We start from the raw sequence: 20,398 nt of genomic DNA on the forward strand, positions 1-20,398 counted from the left end.
GGATTTCGAGGGCCCATGCGGATCGTGCATGCCAGCGGCGGATCCGTTGACGGCCCCTCCGGTGCCCAGCAGAATCCCGGCAATGCGGCCCGCGTCACCACGCGAACGGCCACAGCCCGACCGCTCGGTACGGCCGCACCAGGCCGGGTCCGACCGGCGTCCCCGCACGCGGCCCGTTGCGTTCCGCCCTGGGAAAGGACACCAGCATGACCGAACCGGCACCCACCGGCCCGCCCGCGGACGTAGTCGCGCTGCGCCGGGACCTGCACCGGCACCCGGAGGTCGGCTTCACCGAGTTCCGTACCGCGAGCCGGGCCGCCGGCCGGCTGGCCGATCTCGGCTGGCAGGTGGCGGCCGGCGCGCCCGTACTGGACGCCGACGCGCGGCTCGGCGTGCCCGACGACGCGGAGCTGGCCGAGGCGTACCAGCGGGCGGCCGACAGCGGCGCCGATCCCCGGTACCTGCCGGCGCTGCGCGGCGGGCTGACCGGCGTGGTGGCCCGGCTGCGCGGCTCCCGGCCGGGGCCGGTGCTCGCGTTCCGGGCCGACCTGGACGCGTTGCCGCTCGACGAGTCCGATGCCGACGAGCATGCGCCGAGCCGGCTCGGGTTCCGGTCCGGGTGGGCCGGACGGATGCACGCCTGCGGGCACGACGGGCACGTCGCCGTGGCCCTGGCGCTCGCCGACCGGCTCATCGACCGCGACTTCCCCGGCGAGGTACGGCTGATCCTGCAGCCGGCCGAGGAGGGCGGGCGTGGTGGCGCCGCGATGGTCGCCGCCGGCGTCGTCGACGACGTGGATGTGTTCGTGGCACCGCACCTGGGCATGGGCCTGCCGACCGGCACCATCTGTACCGACGTGGCGGGACTGCTGGCCAACTCCAAGCTGCGCGCGGTGTTCCGCGGCGCCGCCGCGCACGCCTCGATGGCGCCCGAACACGGCCGGCACGCGCTGCTCGGTGCCGCCGCGGCAACCCTTGCGGTGCACACGATGCCGTCGTTCTCCGGACACCAGACGCGGGTCAACGTCGGCGCGCTGCACGGCGGTACGGTCAGCAACATCGTGCCGGACCGGGCCGAGCTGCGGCTGGAGACCCGGGCCGACGACGGCGACGTCAACGCCGAACTGGAACGCCGCGTGCGCCGGATGCTCGCCGGCGCGGCCGGCACGTACGGGCTGGACGTGGACGTCGAGCTGATCGGCGCGGTGACCACCGCCGGCAACGATCCCGCCGTCACCGCCGCGCTGGGCGCCGCGGCGGACCGGATCGGCGTCACCGTCGGCGCACCCGGCGCCGGCATCGGCAGCGACGACGCCACCGCGTTCATGCGCCGGGTACAGGATCGCGGCGGCGTCGCCGGCTACTTCGGCATCGGCGCGAGCAGCCCGGCACCGCACCACTCCGGCACCTTCGACCTCGACGAGGCAGCGCTGCCGCTCGCCGTCGACCTGCTGGAGTCCCTGGTACGCAACCAGACCGTGCCCGAGTGAGGCACGGCGACCCGCCGGGCGCACCGCCCGGCAGCTCCCGCGTCGGCTGAGCCACCCGCGCACCGTGCCCGCCGGGCAACGGTTCCGGCGGCCGACGCCCCCGGATGGAGGTGGAGACCAGCATGTCCGGACCGACCAGACGACGCCATCGACTGCTCCTCGTGATCCCCTACCTGTGGACGGTGGCGGCGGTACCGGCCGTCAACCTGGTCCACGCGAGCCCGCTCGACGTGCCGCTGCTGCTGTGGTGGGCGCTGATCGGCGTGCTCGTGACGGCCGGCAGCATCGCCGTGGTGTGGCGGCTCGACAACGCCCTCGACGCCCCGGCAGCCGACGAACCGACGGCGGTGCAACGATGACCGTCGCCCTCGGTATCGCGCTGTTCATCGTCGCCGTCACCACCGGCGGCACCACCTACCTGGCCCGCCGGCGCCGCAAGGTCACCATGAGCGAGTGGGCGGTCGGCGGCCGCAGCTTCGGCGGCATCCTGCTGTGGTTCCTGTCCGCCGGCGAGATCTACACGACGTTCGCGTTCCTCGGCGCCGCCGGCTGGGCCTACGCGTACGGCGCGCCCGGGTTCTACATCCTCGCCAACGCGCCGCTCGGCTACGTGCTCGGGTACTGGCTGCTGCCGAAGATCTGGCGGGCCGGGCACGACCACAACGTGATGTCGCAGGCGGACTACATCCGGGCCCGGTTCGGCCGGCGCTGGCTCGCCGGGCTCATCGCGTTGATCGGCGTCCTCGCGCTCATCCCGTACGTGCAGGTGCAGCTGACCGGGCTGTCGACCATCCTGACCGTGATGTTCCACGGTTCGGTCGGCAAGCCGCTCGCCGTACTGGTGGGTGCGTTGCTGCTGCTGACCTTCACGTTCACCGCCGGGCTGCGCTCCTCGGCGTTCGCCTCGATGGTCAAGGACGTGTTCGTGGTCGGCGTCGTGGTCGCCGTGTTCGTCACCATCGGCACGCTCACCGGACTCGGCGGCATCGGCGGCATCTTCCGGCACATGGCCGAGCAGCACCCGAACTACACCAACCTGCCGGGGATGCAGTCCGGTACGCACTACAGCCCCTGGTGGTTCTGCTCGTCGATCCTGATGACGAACATCGGCTACTGGATGTGGCCGCACTCGTTCCAGGCCAACCTGTCCGCGAAGAGCGACCGGGCGATCCGGCGCAACGCCGTGCTGCAACCGATCTACACCCTGTCGTACTTCTTCATCTTCGTGATCGGGTTCGCCGCGCTGCTGACCCTGCCGCACCTGACCGACTCCAACACCGCGCTGGTGTCGGTGATCTACCGGTACTTCCCGCAGTGGTTCATCGGGATCGCCGCCGGGACCGGCATTCTCGTCGCGCTCGTGCCGTCCACGGTGATGCTGCTGACCCTCGGCACCACGGTGGCGCGCAACATCTACCGGCCGACCGCCGACCTGTCCGACCGGCACCGGCTGCTCGTCGGCCGGCTCGCCACCGTGGTCGGCGTCGCGATCGCCGCGTACCTGACGCTCGGTTCCAGCTCGACCATCGTGAGCCTGCTGCTCGTCGCGTACAGCGGGATCGCGCAGATCGGGCCGGCCGTCGTCCTGTCGCTGATCTGGCGCCGCACCACCGCGTACGGCGTCGCCGCTGGCTCGCTCGTCGGCATCGCGCTGGTCGGCATCCCGCAGGTGTCGACCTGGTGGTCGGGCATCTCGTCGATCGAGGTAGGGCTGTTCGCCGTGGCGGTCAACACGGTGGTCCTGGTCGCCGTCAGCCTCTGCACCCGCGCGCCGGAGCAGGCGAACATCGCGGTCGGGATCCCGGACAGCACGCTGCCGCGCACCGTACCGGCGCCGGCCTGACGGAGACCGCCGTGTCCCGGCGACGCTGCCGGGGCACGGCGATCAGCAGGTCTGCCAGCGGATCGGGGAACGGTCGACGCGGTCCGCGCCGTACCGGCCGCCCTCCGGGTAGACGCGGAACCCGCCGGAGTCGGTGACGTCGACCCGCAGCACGCCGTCCGGGGTCGGGCAGGACATCGACGTGGTGGCATGGAAACCGGTGTCCTCGTCGGTACCGGTGACGGTCAGCTTCAGCGTCCCGGGCCGCCGGTCGACCACCTGGAACTCGTTGCCGACCGGCTCGATCGTGACCTCCGGGTGGCGCTGCAGCTTCCATCGGGTGGACTTGATCTCGCGCCCGTAGAAGATCCGATCGGGCCGGCCCGGCTCCGGTACCGACTCGGCGCCGAACGGGCAGCCGGGCGTCACCAGCTTGGCCCGCCGCACGCAGTCGTCCAGGTAGTCGTACACCGCCTGCTGCGCCTTCCGCTGCGCCGAGCCGGTCAGGCGCATCCGGGGGAGGGTCAGGGCGTTCGGCCCGGCGGCCGACGCGTCGTCGTCCTGCCGCACGGCGTACTGCCCGGGCATCAACGGGTACGCCCTCGTCGAGTGGGTGACCGCCGGCGCCGACGAGAAGAACCGGTACACGCCGGGGAACAGCACGTACCGTGCGCCGTAGGTGGTGTTCTCGCCCGGGCGCGGCAGCTTCTCGCGGTGGCCGTTGATCGCGACGTAGCTCACCGGGAACGTGCCGAACGTCAGGTACACGTACGGATCCCGCAACCGCCAGGCGCCGTCGCCGCTCTCCCGGACCAAGTCGAACCGGTGGGTGACCGAAGGACCGCCCGGCACCGCGATCGTCGCGTCCACCTCCGCGGAGTACGAGCGCTCGTCGGCGTCGTCGTCCGACCGTACCGAGGTGACGCGCCAGCGTTGCCGCAGCACGTCGGACCGCAGGAACGACGGACTCGACATGCGCGTGTCCGGCCGGTCGTCCACCAGCCGCTGCGCTGCCGCCACGTCACCGCGCTGGACCGCCGTCAGGAACGCGCGTACCTGCCGCTCGGCGTCGGTCGGCTGCCGCGGCCACACCAGCAGCGTCGTCAGCAGCACGATCACCGCCCCCGCCACCGCGTACCACGCGATCCGTCCCCACCGGGAACGCCGACGCACCGCCCCGGCCGGGACCGGCCCCGCGTTCGCCTGTTCGACGACGCGCACGGCCGATCGAACGTCCAGCGCACCCTCGACGGGCCCCGCCTCGTCCCCTGCGACGTCCGGGGCGCCGTCGGCGGGCGCCGCCTCGCCACCTCGGACGTGCGGGGCGACCTCGACGGACGCCGCCTCGTCACCCGCCGCGGACTCCGGAGCCGCGCCGGACGGGCCCCGCTGCCCCTCCGCATCCACGCCGGGTGGCTCCGCCGGGCCCTTCGCATCCACGGGCGACGGGGCCCCCGGACGCTCGGCGTCCACACCCGCCGAACGCCCCGGATCGGTACCTGCCGGATCCGCCGGACGCGCCGGATCGGTACCCGCCGGATCCGCCGGACGCGCCGGATCGGTGCGCGGCGGATCGGCTGGGGGCGCCGGATCGGTGCGCGGCGGATCCGCCGGACGCTGCGGGTCCGCTGCGCTGTCCATGGCTCGCTACCTCCGGGTGGGGCTCGACGTGCCGGAGATCGTACGAGGTCGCGTCAACGCCGGGGCGGGTTGCGCGGCCTCGTTAACCTGCCCGGATACCGCGAGTCGAGGAGTGGGGATGACCGACGCCGGAGCCGCACCGCCCGACCCGGCTGGCGTGCGACGCTCGCCGCTGCGCCGGCACCTGGTGTCGCTGCTGCTGGTCGCGGCCATCCTGGTGCTGATCGTCCTGCTCGCCGTCAAGGGCGGCACCGACCACAGGCTGCCCACCGCGGCGCCGTCGTCACCGTCGCCGTCCGCGTCACCGTCGAACGCCGGCAGCCGGTACGCGCCGCTGGAGACCCCGCCGGACCACGGCACGGTGAAGATCGACGAGACCGGCTTCGAGAACATCAAGGACGTGGCCGGCGAGCCGCAGGTCACCTGGGGCGCCGTCATCGAGAACACCAGCGGTGCGGCGACCGCCGCGGTGGAGCTGCGCATCACCTACCTGGACCGGGCCGGCAAGAAGATCAAGGTCGAGGGGTTCTACGAGCAGGCCACGGTCCCCGCCGTGCTGCCCGGCCGGCGCACCGGCGTCGGCGGCGTCACCTACCTCGACGACCCCGCCGTCGCCGCCGTCCGGATCCGGGTCGGCACGACGCGCTGGTGGGTCGACCCCGGCAAGCCGCCGACCCTGTCCATCGGCCGGATCCGGACCGACTGGCGAGGCAAGGGCGAGCCCGTGCCGTACTGGGGAGCCGGCAAGATCGGCGCGTTCCGGAACGACCGCGGCACTCTCTACGTCACGTTCCGGGTCGACTCGTCGTACCGGACGGTGCTGTCCCGGGCGGGCGTGACGGCCGTGTTCCGCAACGCCAAGGGACACATCGTCGGCGGCTCGTCGATGACCGATCTCGGCCTCGACGTCTCGCTCCCGCCGGGCTGGTCCGACCAGTCCCTCCGGGTCAAGTACGGCCCGCCCGACGACGTCGACGAAGCCCGAACGGAGATCTACGTCTACCCCTCGACGACCTGACCACCGCTCGACCGTCGTCCCTCAGACCTCGTACTCGCGGACCAGGTCGCGGAACCGCCGTTCCAGCCGGGCCAGCGGTACCGCCAGCTCGGCGTCGATGGCAGCGGCCCGTCCGGCGTCGAGTACCACCCGGGCCGGCTCGTCCGGCCGGCTGGCGGCGTGGTCCAGCCGCATCGCGGTCGGCGGGTGCGACGAGTCGACCCGGTGCCGACGCATCCGACCCCGCCGGAACAGCCGGTCCTTCTCGGTGGCCGGCAGTTCCGCGGCATGCGCGACGATCGCCGCGTACGACTCACCCGCCGGCGCGTTCCGGGGCACCAGCCGGCCGGCCCGCAGCAGGGTGTCGGTCACCAGGAACGTCTCCAGTAGCGACCGGGCCGCCGACCGTCCGCCGGCGCGGACGGCCATCGCGTCGGCCAGGTACTCGGCCCGCTGGCCGACCCTCAGCAACGCCAAGCCGAACGCCACGATCACGCAGTACAGTGCGCCACCGATGACCGCCTGCGGGATCAGCAACAGCAGACCCGCGACCATCGCGAACGGGTTTCCGCGGGCCGCGAAGGCGCTGTCCCGGCCGGGCCGCACCAGCTCGTACCAGCGGACCAGCGCGCGCAGCGCACCGCCGACGAACACGCCCTGCCGGTTGTCGCCGTTCGCACCGTGGCCGAGCTCGTGGCCGAGCAGCGCGACCCGGCCCTGCCGGTCCAACACTGTCCACAGTGGAGCGCCCAGCACCATGGTCCGGCGCTGCCGGATGCCGACGACGGTGTAGTACGCGTTGAAGTCCGGATCCAGGCCGATCTGGTCGATGTGCCGGGCACCGATCGCGTCGGCCACGGCGTCGCACAGCGCGTACAGCTGCGGCGCCTCGTCACGGTCGAGCAGCTCGACCTCCGGGTCCAGCTTCCCCAGCCGGGGCCGCAACAACACCACGATCGCCAGCGCGAGCAGCCCGAGCGGGACGAGCACCAGCCGGCCGGTGAGGCAGAGCCAGATTCCCAGTACCGCGACGGCGACGGTCACCGCGTGCACGCCCGCGGCCAGTACGTAGGTGAGCACCCAGGCCACGTCGCGGCTCGGACGGGACACCTCGGCGCGGCAGAGGCGTTCGTGCACCGAGGCCATGGTCCGGTCGCCGACCTTCCGGATCCACCGGTTCACCCGGCCGCGCGGCGGCTTCGGCGGGCTGGGGTCGACGCCCCACTCGCACCCGGGGCACCACGACGGGTACCGCTCGTCGGCCACCAGCGGGGCGGCGCAGTTCGGGCAGGCAGCGGACATCTCGGTCGTCACGGCGGCCGAACCTATCGAAACCCCATCATCCGCCCCTCCCCCGAACGGCCCATCCACCCTGTCCCGTCGGCCGTACTCCGCGCGGTGCACGCCCCGGCCCCGTACCTTGGTGCACCGGTCTTCGACAGGACTCGCGGGAGGGGCGCCATGCAGGGCGGGCACGGTACGGCCGGAGCGGCGGAGGCGATGCGGTTCGCCGACGCCGCGGCGTGGGAGTCCTGGCTGGCCGAACACCACGCCGAGGACGGCGGTGCCTGGCTGCTGATCCGGCGCAAGAACGCGGCCGTACCGCTGCTCACCATCGACGAGGCCGCCGAGGTGGCGCTCTGCTACGGCTGGATCGACGGCCACCGCCGCGCCCACGACGCCGACTCGTTCCGGCAGCGGTACTCCCGCCGGCGGCGCGGCAGCCCCTGGTCGCGGGTGAACGTCGAGCGGGCGGAGGCGCTGATCGAGGCCGGCCGGATGCGCGAGCCGGGGTTCGCCGCGATCCAGGCGGCCCGCGCCGACGGCCGCTGGGACGCCGCGTACGCCCCGCAGCGCGAGGCACCGGTACCGCCCGAACTCGCCGCGGCGCTCGCCGCCGACCCGGCCGCGTCGGCCCGCTTCGACGCCCTCGATCGCACCGCCCGCTACCTGCTGGTCCTCCCGCTCCTCAAGGCCCGCACCCCCACCACCCGCCAGCGCCACCTCACCACCATCCTGTCCCGCCTGACCACCAACCCCTGACGACCGGCCAGGGCACGCGAAGCGGGCAAGCTCCCGCTGCATGAACTGCGGCCAGCGAAAAACGAGCCGGCATTGGGCGGGTACCACGAGGTGCGGAGCGGTCGCCGTACGGAAAGGTGGGGCATGCACTGCTGCGATGCGATGAGCCGGCACGCCAACGCGACCTGCGACGAGCACGAGGATCCGTTCGACTGCCCGGACGCAGTGATCAGGTTCGACCCGAGATTCCAGGAGTACGGGCTCATCATCCACGACGGCGGCAGCTCGAGCAGCATCATCGCCTTCTGCCCCTGGTGTGGGCATCGGCTACCCGAGTCACAACGGGACCGCTGGTTCGACGAGCTCGAGCGCCACGGCATCGACCCATGGGAGGACGACGTCCCGCCGGAGTTCGAAGACGATCGCCGGCTCGGGCTCAAACGTCCCGGGTCGCCATGCCGCTGACTCGGCTGACCTTCGGTCAATTGCGCAAGGCCGCGAGCATTGGGCGCTCGCGCTGCTCCACGAGTACGGCGTACCGCTCGGTTGGCCGCCGTCGATGCCGCAGCCGCCGGCGTGGGACAGCGTGACGATCTCAATGATCTGGGAACTGCAGGACGCGATCCCCAAACTGATCGCCGCCCGCCGCTCATACGACGAACTCGCCCGCGCCGACGGCTAGGCCCCCAGCGACCGCGGCACCCATAAGGCCGATCGGTTCGTGACAGGCTGCGATCCGGGTTCGAAGTACCCGCATCGCGGAGCCCGGTGTGGTGGTGCGAAGTGGATGATGGCTCAGTGACGAAGATCGATGACGACCACGTGAAGGTCCACTTCCGCATGGACGTGGATGAGGACGGTTGGCCACCGGCCAGCGTCGAGAGTCTATGGGCGGTGGACCTCGGCGACCGCACGGTGCGGTTGGACAACACGCCCTGGTTTGCCCGCGGAGTCGCCAGCCAGGACATCGTCCGGGTGCACCCGGACGAGGACGGTGTTCTCTGGGCCGGGGAGACAGTCCAGCCCTCGCAGAACTGCACCATCCGGCTCATCGTGCTGAAGGACGGTGGATCTGCTGCCGCGCTACAGAGCGTGCTGGAGCTTTTCCATCGCCTCGGCACGACGGGCGAAGGCATCGAGCAGTTCCGGATGGTCGCCCTGGAGGTTCCCCCGCAGGCAGACCTGCCGAAAATCCGGCAGCTGTTGGAGCACGGCGCGACGGAGGAGTGGTGGCACTGGGAAGAAGGGTGCATCACCGCCGCCTGGAAAGCTGCCGCGCGGTCGTGAGAACGACGGCGCCGCGCAACTACGCGCTGGACCTGCTGGCCGAGGCGATCGGCTACCGGATCCCGATCGTGGTCCTCCCGTTCGTGAACACCAACCTCGCCGAACGCGCGACTTTCCGGCGTAGCGTGGCGGCGTTGCGCACCGAGGGGGTCCGCATCATGCTCGGCCCCGGCGAATGGCAGCCACATCCGCCCGGCGCCGGCTCGGATCGTCTGCACGAGTTCCCGTGGTCTCGGGCGCTCGACCGGGTCACGCGGGCGGCGCCCTGAATTGTGGTTGTTGGGGAGGAGCCGGGTCGTTAGCTTGCCCGGGTGACGTATCTGAGCCCGCTGGGGTACCTGCTGGGTGTGGAAGGTGTCGCGCTGCTGCGCGGGATGCGGGAAGGTACCGGCGACCGGACGTTCGTCGAGGCCCGGCTGGCCGAGATCCGCGAGCTGCTCGCCGATCCGACGTTGCGGGCCGCCGGTGGCCTGGACGCGGTGCCGGGCGGGATCGGTACCGACCAGGTGTACGACGAGTGGGCCGCGCACTACGACGGCCCGAACTCGATGATCGACCTCGAACAGCCGCTGGTGCGCGAGATCCTCGCCGGGTTGCCGGTCGGTACCGCTCTCGACGCCGCCTGCGGCACCGGCCGGCACGCCGAGTACCTCGCCGGGCTCGGTCACCGCGTTATCGGGGTCGACGCCAACCCGCGGATGCTCGCGGTCGCCGCAGCGAAACTGCCCGAGCTGGACCTGCGCCGGGGCATGCTCGACGCACTCCCGCTGGGCGACGACTCGGTCGATCTGGTGGTGTGCGGCCTGGCCCTGTGCCACACGCCGGACCTCGCCCCGGTGTTCGCCGAGTTCGCGCGGGTGCTCCGACCCGGCGGGCACCTGGTCGTCTCGGACCCGCACCAGGTGTTGTCGTACCTGCGCCCCACGCTGCCGCGCGCGCCGGGGCCGGACGGGCGGCGATCGATCCTCGTCGAGTACCACCGGCCGCTGAGCGCCTACCTCACCGCGGCACTCCGGTACGGTTTCCAGCTCCGGCACTGTGCCGAGCCCCAGGCGGAGCGGCCGGAACGGCCCACGGTAGCGCCGCCGATGCCGACCGAGGTCGGCTGGGCACTGCTCGACCAGGTACCCGAGGCCGCGGCGGTGGCGCTGAGCGTCCCGTCCGTCGTGCTGCTGCACCTGCAGTCGCCCGGGTGAACGGGCCCGCGGCTACTTGTGGCGGAAGTGGACGAAGAGGCGGCCGAAGTTGCGGGAGTCCTTTTCGACCCGGTGGTAGAGCGGCTTGATGTCGCGGCGGTCGAGAAAGCGCAGCACCCGCTTCTTGAGCTGGCCGGAGCCCTTGCCGGGGATGATTTCGACCAGGGTGGCCTTCTTGGCCAGGGCCTCCTGGATGATGTCGTTGAGGGCGCGATCGATGTCCTGACCGCGGTTGAAGATGTCGTGCAGGTCGAGCTTGAGCTTCATCGCGTCCCCTCCTGGTTCGCCCCCACGGTACCCGGGTCGTCTGCCAGGGCGAGACAGGCGAAGGTGGCGAGCCAGTGCGCGGTGAGGAAGCTGCCGCTGGTGAGCGCGCCGAGGCAGCGCTGCGTCTCGGTCTCGGCGAGGGTACGAAACGGCGCCACCCGCGGGTCGTCCGCCGGCAGCGCGGCGGCGAGTGCGCGCAGCTGCCAGGCGCGGGACAGGCCCAGCCCGTACAGGTGGGACTGCTGGCTGTCGCCGGGGTCGAGCGGCGCGACCGGTCGCAGTCCCAGCGACTGGCCGGCATCGAGGCCCGCACCCGGACCGGCTGCACTCGCCTCGGCACCACCGGCTTCCGGCGCGTTCCGACCGGCGGCACTCAGCTCGGCCGCACCGGCTTCCGGCGGGTGAGGACCGGCCGCCGGCGGGAGGAAGTTCGTGAGCCAGGCCGGGAACTCGCCGGCGGGGAGGACCCGGCGCATCAGGTCGGCTTCGGACAGGCCGGCGGACAGGAAGTCCTGGCCGCTCGGTTCCCAGCCGATCGGGTAGTCGCGATCGCCGCGGTACCAGTCGTTCGCGCGATCCCGGAGGCGGGCGGCCAGCGTCTCGTCGCCGCGCGCCTGCGCGCCGTCGAGCAGCAGCGACAGCGCGAACGCGGTGTTGGCGTGGGTACCGTGCCGGACCGGCGCCGGGGTGCGGTCGAGCCAGCGGAGGGCGAGCGACGACACCGCGTCGGCGAGCGGGCCGAGCGCGGCCGACCAGCGGGCCCCGGCGGGGCAGCGGTCGGCGACGCCGGCCAGCACGTACGCCCAGGCCCACCCGTACGGTCGCTCGAACTCCGGGTGCGAGCGCAGGTAGTCGGCCTCGACCCGGATCGCCGCCGGGGTGAGCGTCTCCCCGAGCGCCGCCTCCACCGCAGCCACGTCGATCCACTGTGGATAGTCGGTGCGCAGCCGGATCAGCAGCCAGTGCATGTGCACGCAGGAATGCCAGTCGTACGCGCCACCGAACGCCGGATGCAGCCGGCGGGGTCGCCAGGTGTCGTCCGGGCCGGCCGTGACGTGCTGGCTCGCGTACGGGAACTCGGTGCGGATGTTGCGGATCGCGGTCTCCGCGAGGGTTCCGGCGAGCTCCGCCAACCGCTCACTCACTGCTCGGCCCCGCCGGAGACCGTGATGTCCACAGTGGACGACAGCGCGGTGTCGACCACGATGCGCAGGCCGCGGGCGATGTCGGGGACCGACATGCTCGGCGCCGAGCCGTCGGTGACCTGCTCCGGCGCGTACGGGACGTGCACGAACCCGCCGCGCACCGCCGGGAACTCGGTGTCGATCAGGTGCGCCAGGCCGTAGAACACGTGGTTGCAGACGAACGTACCGGCGGTCTGCGACACCGCCGCCGGGATGCCCGCCGCGCGCAGTGCCGCGACGCACGCCTTGATCGGCAGCGACGAGAAGTACGCCGCGGGCCCGTCCGGCACGACCGGCTCGTCGATCGGTTGGGCGCCCGCGTTGTCCGGGATGCGCGCGTCGTCGACGTTGATCGCCACCCGCTCGACCGACAGCCCGGCGCGGCCGCCGGCGAGCCCGGCGCACACCACCAGCTCCGGCTCGTACCGGTCGATCGCGGCGCGCAGCGCGGGAATCGAGCCGGCGAACGTGCACGGCAGCTCCACCGCGTGCACACCGTCCATCGTGGACACCGCGGCCCAGGACGGGTTGATGCTCGCCCCACCGAACGGCTCGAACCCGGTCACCAACACGCTCACACCGCACCTCCACGGCACTCCGCCACGACCCGGCGCGCGCACGCGCACCACCCGTGACTCGCTCGTTCACGCTCGCTCATGCCACGCCTCCGCCGCGCTCGCCGGACCACGAGGAACGGTCGTTCACCCGACGACCCCGAAGGCGAACACGTACATCAGGGCCATGTTGCAGAGCAGCAGCGGGATCGCGGTCGGGATCTGCGCCTTGATCGGACCGTACTTGCTGCGCATCTCCAGCAGGGCGGCCGGGACCAGGTTGAAGTTCGCGGCCATCGGGGTGCACAGCGTGCCGCAGAAGCCGGCGAGCATCCCGATCGCGAACACCGCGGCCGGGTTGCCGTGGAACTGCTGGATCAGGATCGGCCAGCCGATCGCCGCGGTCATGATCGGGAACGCCGCGAACGCGTTGCCCATGATGATGGTGAACAGCGCCATGCCCAGGCAGTACACGACGACGCCGCCGATCAGCGAACCGTGTGGCAGCACGTGGTTGGTCACCGTGCCGACCGCGGTGCCGACGCCGGCGGCGGTGAACAGCTGGCCGAGCGTGGCGAGCATCTGCGGCAGCACCGCGGCCCAGCCGATCGCCTCCAGCAGCCGGCGGCCCTCCCGCATCGGGGCGAGCACGCCACCGGCGGCGGCGGTCGGGCGCAGCATCACCAGGCCGACCGCGACCGCGACGATCGCCGCCACGCCGAGCCCGATCAGCGTCTCCGAACCGGCCTCCAGCAGCGGGGTCGCGCCGATCCGTACCTTCACCAGTACCGCGGCGAACAGCACGGCGACCGCCGGGATCACCAGCGCGGGGACGAACAGCAGGCTGCCGAACCGGTCCGCGCCGGCCCTGCGCTGCGCGTCGTCCGGCCCGCCGGCGGTACCGCGGGACAGCTGCCGGGTGCCCACCAGCGCGGCCATCACCAGTACGCCGATGCCCAGCGGCCAGGCGGGTGCGGTCTTGTGCACCACGAACGTGCCGTACCCGAAGGACACCCCGAGCAGGCCCCAGAACGCGGCGCTGCCGTACCGCTTCGGGTTGCTGCGGTCGCCGACGGTCAGCGCAGCGACGCCGAGGAAGATGAGCCCGCACAGCCAGTAGAACCACTCGACCTTGATCACGGCTGCGGCACCTCCGCGTCGGCCTGCTTCGGCGCGAGCTCGCGCGCCATCCGGTCGAGCTGGCGGTCCAGCCACAGCAGCCGCGCGCCGTGGATGACGAACGCGCAGATCGCCGTCGGGATCGCCCACAGCGCCACGTGCAGCGCGTCGAGCTTCAGCCCGTACGTGGAGTCGACGAAGCCGGTGATGAGCAGGATCGAACCGATCGCGACGAAGATGTCCTCGCCGAAGAAGACGCCCACGGTGTCGGCGCTCGCCGCGTACCCCTTGATCTTCTCGGCCATCGTCGGCGGCACCGAGCCGTACCGGCGGGCCGCCGCGCCCTCGGCCATCGGGTAGATGAGCGGCCGCACCGCCTGCGCCGGGCCGCCGATCGAGTTGAGCCCCAGCGCCGCCGTGACCTGCCGGATCAGCTGGTACAGGGTGAGCAGCCGGCCGGTGGTCAGCACGCCGAGCTTGGCGATCAGCCGGCGTGCCTGTTCCTGCAGGCCGAACCGTTCGATCAGGCCGATCACCGGCAGCACGATGATGAACAGCGTCACCGAGCGGCTGCCGGCGAACCCGTTGCCGAACGCGTCCAGGATCTTCATCGGCGACAGCCCGCCGAGCAGGCCGGTCACGATGCCGGCGACGGTCACCACCACGAGCGGGTTGAGCCGTAACGCGAACCCGACCACGACCAGCAGCACACCGATCAACACCAGCATCGCGGCCTCCGTCTCCCGACCACCCGCGTATCCGGTGATTCGCACCTTATGGAGATATGCGGTCGCCGCACAAGAGGTCTCGTCGTCGGGGTTCGGTCACGGTCGGTCGAGCCTCCCCGTCCGCCTCGCCGTACCTTGTCGGGTGGGGGTGGCCCCACCCGACAGTGGCGGGATCGCTGGCTGTGTCCGGAATGGTCGCGCCCCTAGGTTCGGTGGGCATGAAGGCGATCCTGACCGCGCTCGGCGGTACCGTCGCGGCGGTGGCGGCCTGCCTGTGCCTCGCGACCCCCGCGCGCGCCGACGACACCACCGCGACCGTCGCGCACACCGCCGACCGGGTGATCACGGCGCAGCTGGCCAAGGACCACATCCCCGGCGCCGCCGTGGTCGTCGTCGCCGGCGGCAAGCAGGTGTACGCGAAGGGTTACGGCGTCGCCGACACGGGCCGGCGTACCCCGGTCGACCCGGCCCGTACCCGCTTCTACCTGGGCTCGGTGACGAAGCTGCTCACCGCGTCGGCGGTGCAGCAGCTGGTCGACGCCGGGAAGCTCGACCTGGACGCGGACGTCAACTCGTACCTCGACTTCCGGATCCGGGACAGCTACCCGGGGCGGCCGATCCGGCTGCGCGACCTGCTGACGCACACCTCCGGCTTCGAGGACCGGGTGCTCGGCGTCGCGACCCCGACCGGTACGCCCGTGCCGAAACTCGGGCCGTGGCTCGCCGCGCACCAGCCCGCGCGGGTGCGACCGCCGGGAACCCTTGCCTCGTACGACAACTACGGCGTCGCGCTCGCCGGCTACATCGTGCAGCGGGTGTCCGGCGAGCCGTACGAACGGTACGTGCGGCAGCACGTGCTGGCGCCGCTCGGGATGCGGCACACCAGCCTGGACAACGACACCGAGCACCTCGCCACCGGGTACCGCAGCGACGGCACCGTCGCCACCGGTGGGCAGCGCGGCCCGTTGACCCCGGCCGGCCCCAACGTGACCGCGGTGCCCACCGACCTCGGCCGGTACCTGATCGCGCAGCTGCGGCCCGGGAACCCGTTGCTGCACCGGCAGTTCACGCCGGACAAGCGGCTGCCCGGGATGGGGCTGATCTTCGAGGAGCACCCGCACGACGGCACCCGGGTGTTCGCCAAGGACGGCGACGTGCCCGGCTACCACGACTACGTCGCGCTGCTGCCGGACGACGACCTCGGCGTCTACGTGGCGTACAACGGCGACGGGGTGGACGGCAGCGGCAGCTACGCGCGGCGCGAACTGGTCGACCGGATCGTCGAGGCGCTGCACCCCGACCGGCACCCCGCGACACCGACCCGGCACGACGACGGCGACCTGTCCCGCTACGCCGGCAGCTACCGCACCACCCGCTACAACCACCAGGATCTGACCAAGGTGACCCAGCTGGTGTCGCCGGTGACCGTCACCGCGTCCGACGACGAGCTCACCACCACCGGCCTGTCGGAGAACCCGGCCGTGTCCGAGCAGCACTGGATTCCGTTGGGGCACGGGCTGTTCGCCGAACGCGGCGGGGACGCGCGGCTCGCGTTCGACGGCGACGTGCTGTTCGACTCCGCGAGCCCGAGTGCCGCCTACCAGCGGCTGCCCTGGTACCAGGCGCCGATGCGGCACCTGGAGCTGCTCGTCGCCGCGACCCTGGTCCTGCTGTACGCGCTGGTCGCCTGGCCGATCGCGGCGATCGCGCAGCGCCGCGCCGGACTGCTGCCGAACCTGGCCCGCTGGGGCGGCTGGGGCGCCGCCGTGTCGGCGTTCGCCTTCCTGGCACTGTTCGCCATGGTGATGAGCGACTCGGCGGCCCTGAACGAGCACATCACGCTGAACGACTCCACCGCCCTGCACGCCGCGCCGGTCCTGCTGCGCGTCACGTTCGGGTTCACCGCCCTGCTGCTCGCCGGCTCGGTACTGGCCTGGGTACGTCGCTGGTGGCGGCTGCCGGGACGGATCGGCTACACCGTGGTCACCGTCGCCGCCGTCGCCTTCTGCGTCGTCACCGCCCTCTACAACCTGATGCTCGACTGACGGTGACGCCGCGCTGACCTCGCGGTGGTGTGCCGGGCACCGACTCTGGAGAAATCATGTAGATCCTTCTTCTACGCTGCCGACACGGCCCGCCCTTCCGACATGTGGCGGTACGGGCGGGTCGTCGTGCTTCGGCTGCGATGTGGAGGAACCCATGAGCAGATCCAGTCACCCCCGGTCGATGCGCCGACTCGTCTCGCGGGCCGGCCTGATCGGCGCGGCAGCGCTGGCCGCGGTACTCGTCGCCGGGCAGGCGTCGGCCGCGACCGTGCACACCAGCAGCGGCAAGTCGCTCAACGTCCGGTCCGGGCCGCACACCAGCTCGAAGATCGTCGGCTCGGTGCGCGACGGCGCCACGGTGAGCATCAGCTGCCAGGCCCACGGCGACAAGGTCACCGGCAAGTACGGCACGAGCGATCTGTGGGACAAGGTCTCCGGCGGCTACGTCAGCGACACCTACGTCTACACCGGCTCGGACGGCCGGGTCGCGAAGCTGTGCGGCTCGTCGACCCCGACGACGAAGTGCTCCACCAGCGGTACCGGCGACCCGCGCAGCTGCGCGAAGGCGGTCACCTGGGCCAAGAACCACCGCACCACCACCTACCACAGCGGCTACTACCGGATGTGCGACCACCTCGTCGGCCTCGCGTACGGCTTCTCGCACTCCGGCTCGACCACCGCGTACGTGCACTGGACCCAGGTGCCCAAGAAGTACAAGCACGCCGGGTCGACGACCGTACCGGCCGGCGGGCTGGCGTTCTTCGGCGGCGGCTCCGGGCACGTGATGATCTCGATCGGCGGCGGCAAGTTCGTCTCCAACGACATCCACGGCAACGGCACCTACACCACGACCACCATCAAGGAGATCAAGCAGAAGTGGGGCAAGCCCTACCTCGGCTGGACCCAGCCCTGGTTCAAGGCCAACCACTGAACCGCACCGGCCCCGCCGGTTCCCGACCCGGCGGCTGCGGGTGGACACCACCGCCCGCAGCCGCCGCACCACGCCGGCTCAGCCAGCCCCGGCCGCGAGCAGCGCGGTGACCTCGGAGCTCGGCCGTACGTCGCCGAAGCACCGGAAGATGGTGGCGAGCTCGGCCTCGCCCACGCCGAACGACTGGCCCACCAGCGCATCGGACACCATCACGATGCGGTAGCCCAGCTCGGACGCGTCCCGTGCGGACGAACCGCAACACACGTTCGTCACCGCGCCGGCGATCAGCACCGTGTCGACGCCGCGCTCGGCCAGCCGCTCGGGCACGTCGCACTTGCCGGGAAAGAACGCGCTGCTGCCGGTCTTGACCGCCTGCAGGTCCTCGTCGCGCACGTCGAGCTCGTGCCACAGCGTGCGGGCCACGCCGGCGCCCTCCTCCTCGTACATCCGGGCGGTCGACGGGCCGAAGATCGCCACGAACCGCTCGCTGGCCCGCTGGATCGGGGTACGCACCCAGGCGACCACACCGCCGTGTGCCCGCACCGCCGCCACCGCGTTCACCGGCGCGATGACCGTCGCCATCACGGTGTCCGGCAGGCAGCGCCGCACCGTACCGGTGTCGAGGTCGATCACCACCAGCGCGGTGCGACCCGGATCGAGCCGCTCGAACGCGTGCAGCCGGCCGCGCCGCGCCACCACCTTGTCGACGAGATCCTGCCTGATCCCGCTCGGATGCACCACCACGCCACGACCTCCGCTCCGCGCCGAGGCCGGCAGCCTAGCCGGCACCCCGGACACTCCTCCCCGCCCGGGCGGGCGGCCGTCAGAGGGCGACGCGCAGGCCCGGGGTGGCGAGAACGACCGGGCAGTCGGCGATCGCGGCCGCCTCGGCGAGCAGCGCCGGGGCGTCCTGCCAGGCCCGCAGGTGGGTGAGGACCAGCAGTTCCGCGCCGGATCGGCGGGCGAGCCGGCCGGCGTCGCCGGCGGTCAGGTGCCCGCGCAGCGGCCCCTCCGCGTCGAACCCGCTCGCCTCGGCCAGCAGCACCCGGCAGCCCCGCGCCAGCTCGTCCAGCGCCGCAGCCGGCTCGCTGTCCGCGGTGTAGCACAACGCATCGCCGACCCGGGTCGCCCAGCACTCGCCGTGCGGTACCGCCGCCTGCCGGATCGTCAGCGGGCCGGCGCGGAACGGCTCGGCGGTGGCGCGGCGCGCGTGCATCGTCTCGGCCTCGGCGTACACGAACTCCGGCAGGTCGCTCGGCCCGACCACCTCCAGCGGTCGGTCACTGGACCGTTCCCGCAGGTACCAGAGCTGGGTCAGGTCGACCCAGTGGTCCGAGTGGGCGTGCGACAGCAACACCAGGTCGACGTCCGCGGGCGTCACGTAGCGCTGCAGCGGGCCGGCCGAGCCGGAACCGGTGTCCAGCACCAGCCGGTAGCCGTCCGCCTCGACCAGATAGCACGAACAGCCCGAATCGGCCGACGGGGCCGAGCCGGAACAACCCACCACCGTCAACCACATGGGTCGACGATAGTGCGGACGATCGCCCGATCCGGCCCCCGGTGCCGGACCGTACTGGCAGGATCGGCGCCGGGGCCCACCTGCCCTCGCGGCCCGCCAGCGGGGCCGGCGTGCCGACCTCGACACGGGCACGCAGACGTCACTCGACAGCGAGGGAGATCTCGCGATGACCTCGAACCTCAACCCGTACATCAGCTTCGACGGGAACGCCCGCGAAGCGATGGAGTTCTACCGCGACGCGCTCGGCGGCGACCTGACCGTGAGCACGTTCGGCGACATGGGCGACACCGGCCCGGCCGCGGACAAGGTGATGCACAGCCGCCTGGAGACCCCGGCCGGCTTCCAGCTGATGGCCGCGGACACCCCACCCGGCATGGAGTACCGGCCGGGGCAGAACATCTCGATCAGCATCACCGGCCCGGCCGCGGACGCCGCCAACCTGCACCGCTACTGGGAGGCGCTGTCCGCCGGCGGCACCATCAACGTGCCGCTGGAGAAGCAGCCCTGGGGCGACGAGATGGGCGCCTGCGTCGACCGCTTCGGCATCGCCTGGCTCGTCGACATCGGTACCGAAGACTCGGCCCAGTAACCGATCCACCGGTCTCGGGGGACAGCCCCGTCTCGTTCGGCCGGCTACCCCCGCATCGTTCGTCCGGTTACCGCCATGGCTCCGCGTGGCGGCAGCCAGCAGAGTGATCCTCGTACGCCGAGGCGAGGAGGGTCACCGTGCAAGCAACGGGTCTGCGGCGGCTGTTGCCGTTCGCGCTGGTGTGCCTGGGGCTGTCCTGGGTGCCGTGGCTGGTGCTCGCGATGCTGCGGGTGGACGTCGACCACGGCCCCGCGCAGCTGGTGTTCGGCCTCGCGGCGAGCGGTCCTTCGCTGGCCGCACTGGTGTTGTGGCTGGCCGGTGGTCGGCGCCGCCGGCCCTCCGGCGTGCGACTCGGACTGTGGCCGATCGCGGCGCTGCTGCTGGGCGCTGCGGCGCCGGTGCTCGCCGCCCTCCTGCTGCACGGCGGTGACGTGCCGCAGCTCGTCCGGCACGCCGGAGTCGTCGTCGCCGGGGTCGGCGGACCGCTCGGTGCGCTGGCGTACACCCTCGTGTCCGGGCCGCTGTCCGAGGAGTTCGGCTGGCGCGGGTACGCCCAGCCGCGGCTGCGCGACCGCTTCGGCCGCGGCGGCACCGTCGCGCTGCTCGGCACCGCCTGGGGGCTGTGGCACCTGCCGCTGTACTTCCTGGTCGGCACGGGGCAGCACGACACCGGCCTGTTCTCGGTGCAGGGCGCGCTGTTCTTCGTGATGATCTATCCGGTCACGTACCTGGCGCTGTTCGTCTCCGAGCACCTGCGCGGCGGCGTCTGGGCCGCGATCGTGCTGCACGCCGCCTGGAACTTCAGCGACGCGATCATGCCACCCGTCGGTACCGGCGGCGCCGCCCTGGAAACCCTGCTGTGGCTGGCGATCGCCGCCCTCGCCGCCCTCACCTGGCACACCCGCCGCCCGACCCACCGGATCGTCACCTCGCCGCAGCCGGCCACGGTACCCGGGTCCTGACCCGCCACCTCACCACCCGGCAGCACGGCAACCGCACTCCGGCGG

General features: G+C 72.3%; 22 protein-coding genes. 13 read left to right on the forward strand and 9 right to left on the reverse strand.

Features of this window, described 5'->3' with window-relative positions; translation table 11 throughout:
- The first annotated feature begins 206 nt into the window (after positions 1-206).
- The 3 genes from NUM_RS29350 to NUM_RS29360 all read left to right on the forward strand — a co-directional run bounded on the left by NUM_RS29350 (position 207) and on the right by NUM_RS29360 (position 3,333).
- A complete protein-coding gene (locus NUM_RS29350) occupies positions 207-1,490 on the forward strand; it encodes an amidohydrolase (protein WP_207122387.1) in 1,284 nt (427 codons plus the stop codon).
- A gap of 122 nt (positions 1,491-1,612) precedes the next feature.
- On the forward strand, positions 1,613-1,849 hold the full coding sequence (locus NUM_RS29355) for a DUF3311 domain-containing protein (protein WP_207122388.1): 237 nt from the start codon (positions 1,613-1,615) through the stop codon (positions 1,847-1,849).
- Positions 1,846-3,333, forward strand: a complete 1,488-nt coding sequence (locus NUM_RS29360) for a sodium:solute symporter family protein (RefSeq protein WP_207122389.1) — start codon at positions 1,846-1,848, stop codon at positions 3,331-3,333. The genes NUM_RS29355 and NUM_RS29360 overlap by 4 nt, the downstream gene beginning before the upstream one ends.
- 42 nt (positions 3,334-3,375) lie before the next feature.
- On the opposite strand, the gene NUM_RS29365 is transcribed toward NUM_RS29360, so the two are convergent.
- Positions 3,376-4,719 carry a hypothetical protein gene (locus NUM_RS29365; RefSeq protein ID WP_207122390.1) on the reverse strand — a complete coding sequence of 448 codons (1,344 nt, stop codon included), beginning with the start codon at positions 4,717-4,719 and terminating at the stop codon, positions 3,376-3,378.
- Positions 4,720-5,071: 352 nt separating this feature from the next.
- Between NUM_RS29365 and NUM_RS29370 the strand changes: the two genes are divergently transcribed.
- Positions 5,072-5,971: a hypothetical protein gene (locus tag NUM_RS29370; protein ID WP_207122391.1), complete on the forward strand. Its 900-nt coding sequence runs from the start codon at positions 5,072-5,074 to the stop codon at positions 5,969-5,971.
- A gap of 21 nt (positions 5,972-5,992) precedes the next feature.
- On the opposite strand, the gene NUM_RS29375 is transcribed toward NUM_RS29370, so the two are convergent.
- Complete coding sequence (locus NUM_RS29375) at positions 5,993-7,264, reverse strand: M48 family metalloprotease (RefSeq protein ID WP_207122392.1); 1,272 nt, start codon at positions 7,262-7,264, stop codon at positions 5,993-5,995.
- A 147-nt stretch (positions 7,265-7,411) separates the two neighbouring features.
- On the opposite strand from NUM_RS29375, the gene NUM_RS29380 reads away from it, so the two are divergent.
- From NUM_RS29380 to NUM_RS29400, 5 genes are all read left to right on the forward strand, one after another.
- The gene (locus NUM_RS29380; RefSeq protein WP_207122393.1) at positions 7,412-7,993 is read left to right on the forward strand and encodes a YdeI/OmpD-associated family protein; all 582 of its coding nucleotides are present in this window, start codon (positions 7,412-7,414) and stop codon (positions 7,991-7,993) included.
- Between the two features lie 123 nt (positions 7,994-8,116).
- Positions 8,117-8,437, forward strand: coding sequence for a DUF6980 family protein (locus tag NUM_RS29385; protein WP_207122394.1), 321 nt, complete (start codon positions 8,117-8,119; stop codon positions 8,435-8,437).
- A 333-nt stretch (positions 8,438-8,770) separates the two neighbouring features.
- Complete coding sequence (locus NUM_RS29390) at positions 8,771-9,259, forward strand: DUF4265 domain-containing protein (RefSeq protein WP_207122395.1); 489 nt, start codon at positions 8,771-8,773, stop codon at positions 9,257-9,259.
- Positions 9,256-9,528 (forward strand): hypothetical protein, encoded by a 273-nt coding sequence (locus tag NUM_RS29395; protein ID WP_207122396.1) that lies wholly within the window; start codon positions 9,256-9,258, stop codon positions 9,526-9,528. The genes NUM_RS29390 and NUM_RS29395 overlap by 4 nt, the downstream gene beginning before the upstream one ends.
- A 42-nt stretch (positions 9,529-9,570) precedes the next feature.
- On the forward strand, positions 9,571-10,455 hold the full coding sequence (locus NUM_RS29400) for a class I SAM-dependent methyltransferase (protein ID WP_207122397.1): 885 nt from the start codon (positions 9,571-9,573) through the stop codon (positions 10,453-10,455).
- Between the two features lie 12 nt (positions 10,456-10,467).
- Here the strand turns inward: NUM_RS29400 and NUM_RS29405 are convergent, their stop codons facing one another.
- The 5 genes from NUM_RS29405 to NUM_RS29425 form a co-directional block, all read right to left on the reverse strand.
- Positions 10,468-10,722, reverse strand: a complete 255-nt coding sequence (locus NUM_RS29405) for a Smr/MutS family protein (RefSeq protein WP_207122398.1) — start codon at positions 10,720-10,722, stop codon at positions 10,468-10,470.
- A complete protein-coding gene (locus NUM_RS29410) occupies positions 10,719-11,867 on the reverse strand; it encodes a DUF2891 family protein (protein ID WP_207122399.1) in 1,149 nt (382 codons plus the stop codon). Before NUM_RS29410 ends, NUM_RS29405 begins: the two co-directional genes overlap by 4 nt.
- Positions 11,864-12,484 (reverse strand): pyroglutamyl-peptidase I, encoded by a 621-nt coding sequence (pcp, locus tag NUM_RS29415; protein ID WP_207122400.1) that lies wholly within the window; start codon positions 12,482-12,484, stop codon positions 11,864-11,866. Before pcp ends, NUM_RS29410 begins: the two co-directional genes overlap by 4 nt.
- A gap of 123 nt (positions 12,485-12,607) precedes the next feature.
- Positions 12,608-13,600 carry a DUF979 domain-containing protein gene (locus NUM_RS29420; RefSeq protein WP_207122401.1) on the reverse strand — a complete coding sequence of 331 codons (993 nt, stop codon included), beginning with the start codon at positions 13,598-13,600 and terminating at the stop codon, positions 12,608-12,610.
- Complete coding sequence (locus NUM_RS29425; RefSeq protein WP_207122402.1) at positions 13,597-14,307, reverse strand: DUF969 domain-containing protein; 711 nt, start codon at positions 14,305-14,307, stop codon at positions 13,597-13,599. The genes NUM_RS29420 and NUM_RS29425 overlap by 4 nt, the downstream gene beginning before the upstream one ends.
- A 218-nt stretch (positions 14,308-14,525) precedes the next feature.
- Between NUM_RS29425 and NUM_RS29430 the strand changes: the two genes are divergently transcribed.
- Both NUM_RS29430 and NUM_RS29435 read left to right on the forward strand, forming a co-directional pair.
- Complete coding sequence (locus tag NUM_RS29430) at positions 14,526-16,352, forward strand: serine hydrolase domain-containing protein (protein ID WP_207122403.1); 1,827 nt, start codon at positions 14,526-14,528, stop codon at positions 16,350-16,352.
- A 154-nt stretch (positions 16,353-16,506) separates the two neighbouring features.
- Positions 16,507-17,283 carry an SH3 domain-containing protein gene (locus NUM_RS29435; RefSeq protein WP_207122404.1) on the forward strand — a complete coding sequence of 259 codons (777 nt, stop codon included), beginning with the start codon at positions 16,507-16,509 and terminating at the stop codon, positions 17,281-17,283.
- Between the two features lie 78 nt (positions 17,284-17,361).
- Here the strand turns inward: NUM_RS29435 and NUM_RS29440 are convergent, their stop codons facing one another.
- A complete protein-coding gene (locus NUM_RS29440; protein WP_207122405.1) occupies positions 17,362-18,027 on the reverse strand; it encodes a cysteine hydrolase family protein in 666 nt (221 codons plus the stop codon).
- A gap of 79 nt (positions 18,028-18,106) precedes the next feature.
- Positions 18,107-18,802 carry an MBL fold metallo-hydrolase gene (locus tag NUM_RS29445; protein ID WP_207122406.1) on the reverse strand — a complete coding sequence of 232 codons (696 nt, stop codon included), beginning with the start codon at positions 18,800-18,802 and terminating at the stop codon, positions 18,107-18,109.
- Positions 18,803-18,968: 166 nt separating this feature from the next.
- Here NUM_RS29445 and NUM_RS29450 point away from each other — a divergent pair, with 166 nt between their 5' ends.
- Both NUM_RS29450 and NUM_RS29455 read left to right on the forward strand, forming a co-directional pair.
- Positions 18,969-19,391, forward strand: coding sequence for a VOC family protein (locus NUM_RS29450; RefSeq protein ID WP_207122407.1), 423 nt, complete (start codon positions 18,969-18,971; stop codon positions 19,389-19,391).
- Positions 19,392-19,528: 137 nt separating this feature from the next.
- Positions 19,529-20,353, forward strand: coding sequence for a CPBP family intramembrane glutamic endopeptidase (locus tag NUM_RS29455; RefSeq protein WP_207122408.1), 825 nt, complete (start codon positions 19,529-19,531; stop codon positions 20,351-20,353).
- Positions 20,354-20,398 lie beyond the last annotated feature (45 nt).

Source organism: Actinocatenispora comari, from assembly GCF_017312725.1.
GTDB lineage: Bacteria > Actinomycetota > Actinomycetes > Mycobacteriales > Micromonosporaceae > Actinocatenispora > Actinocatenispora comari.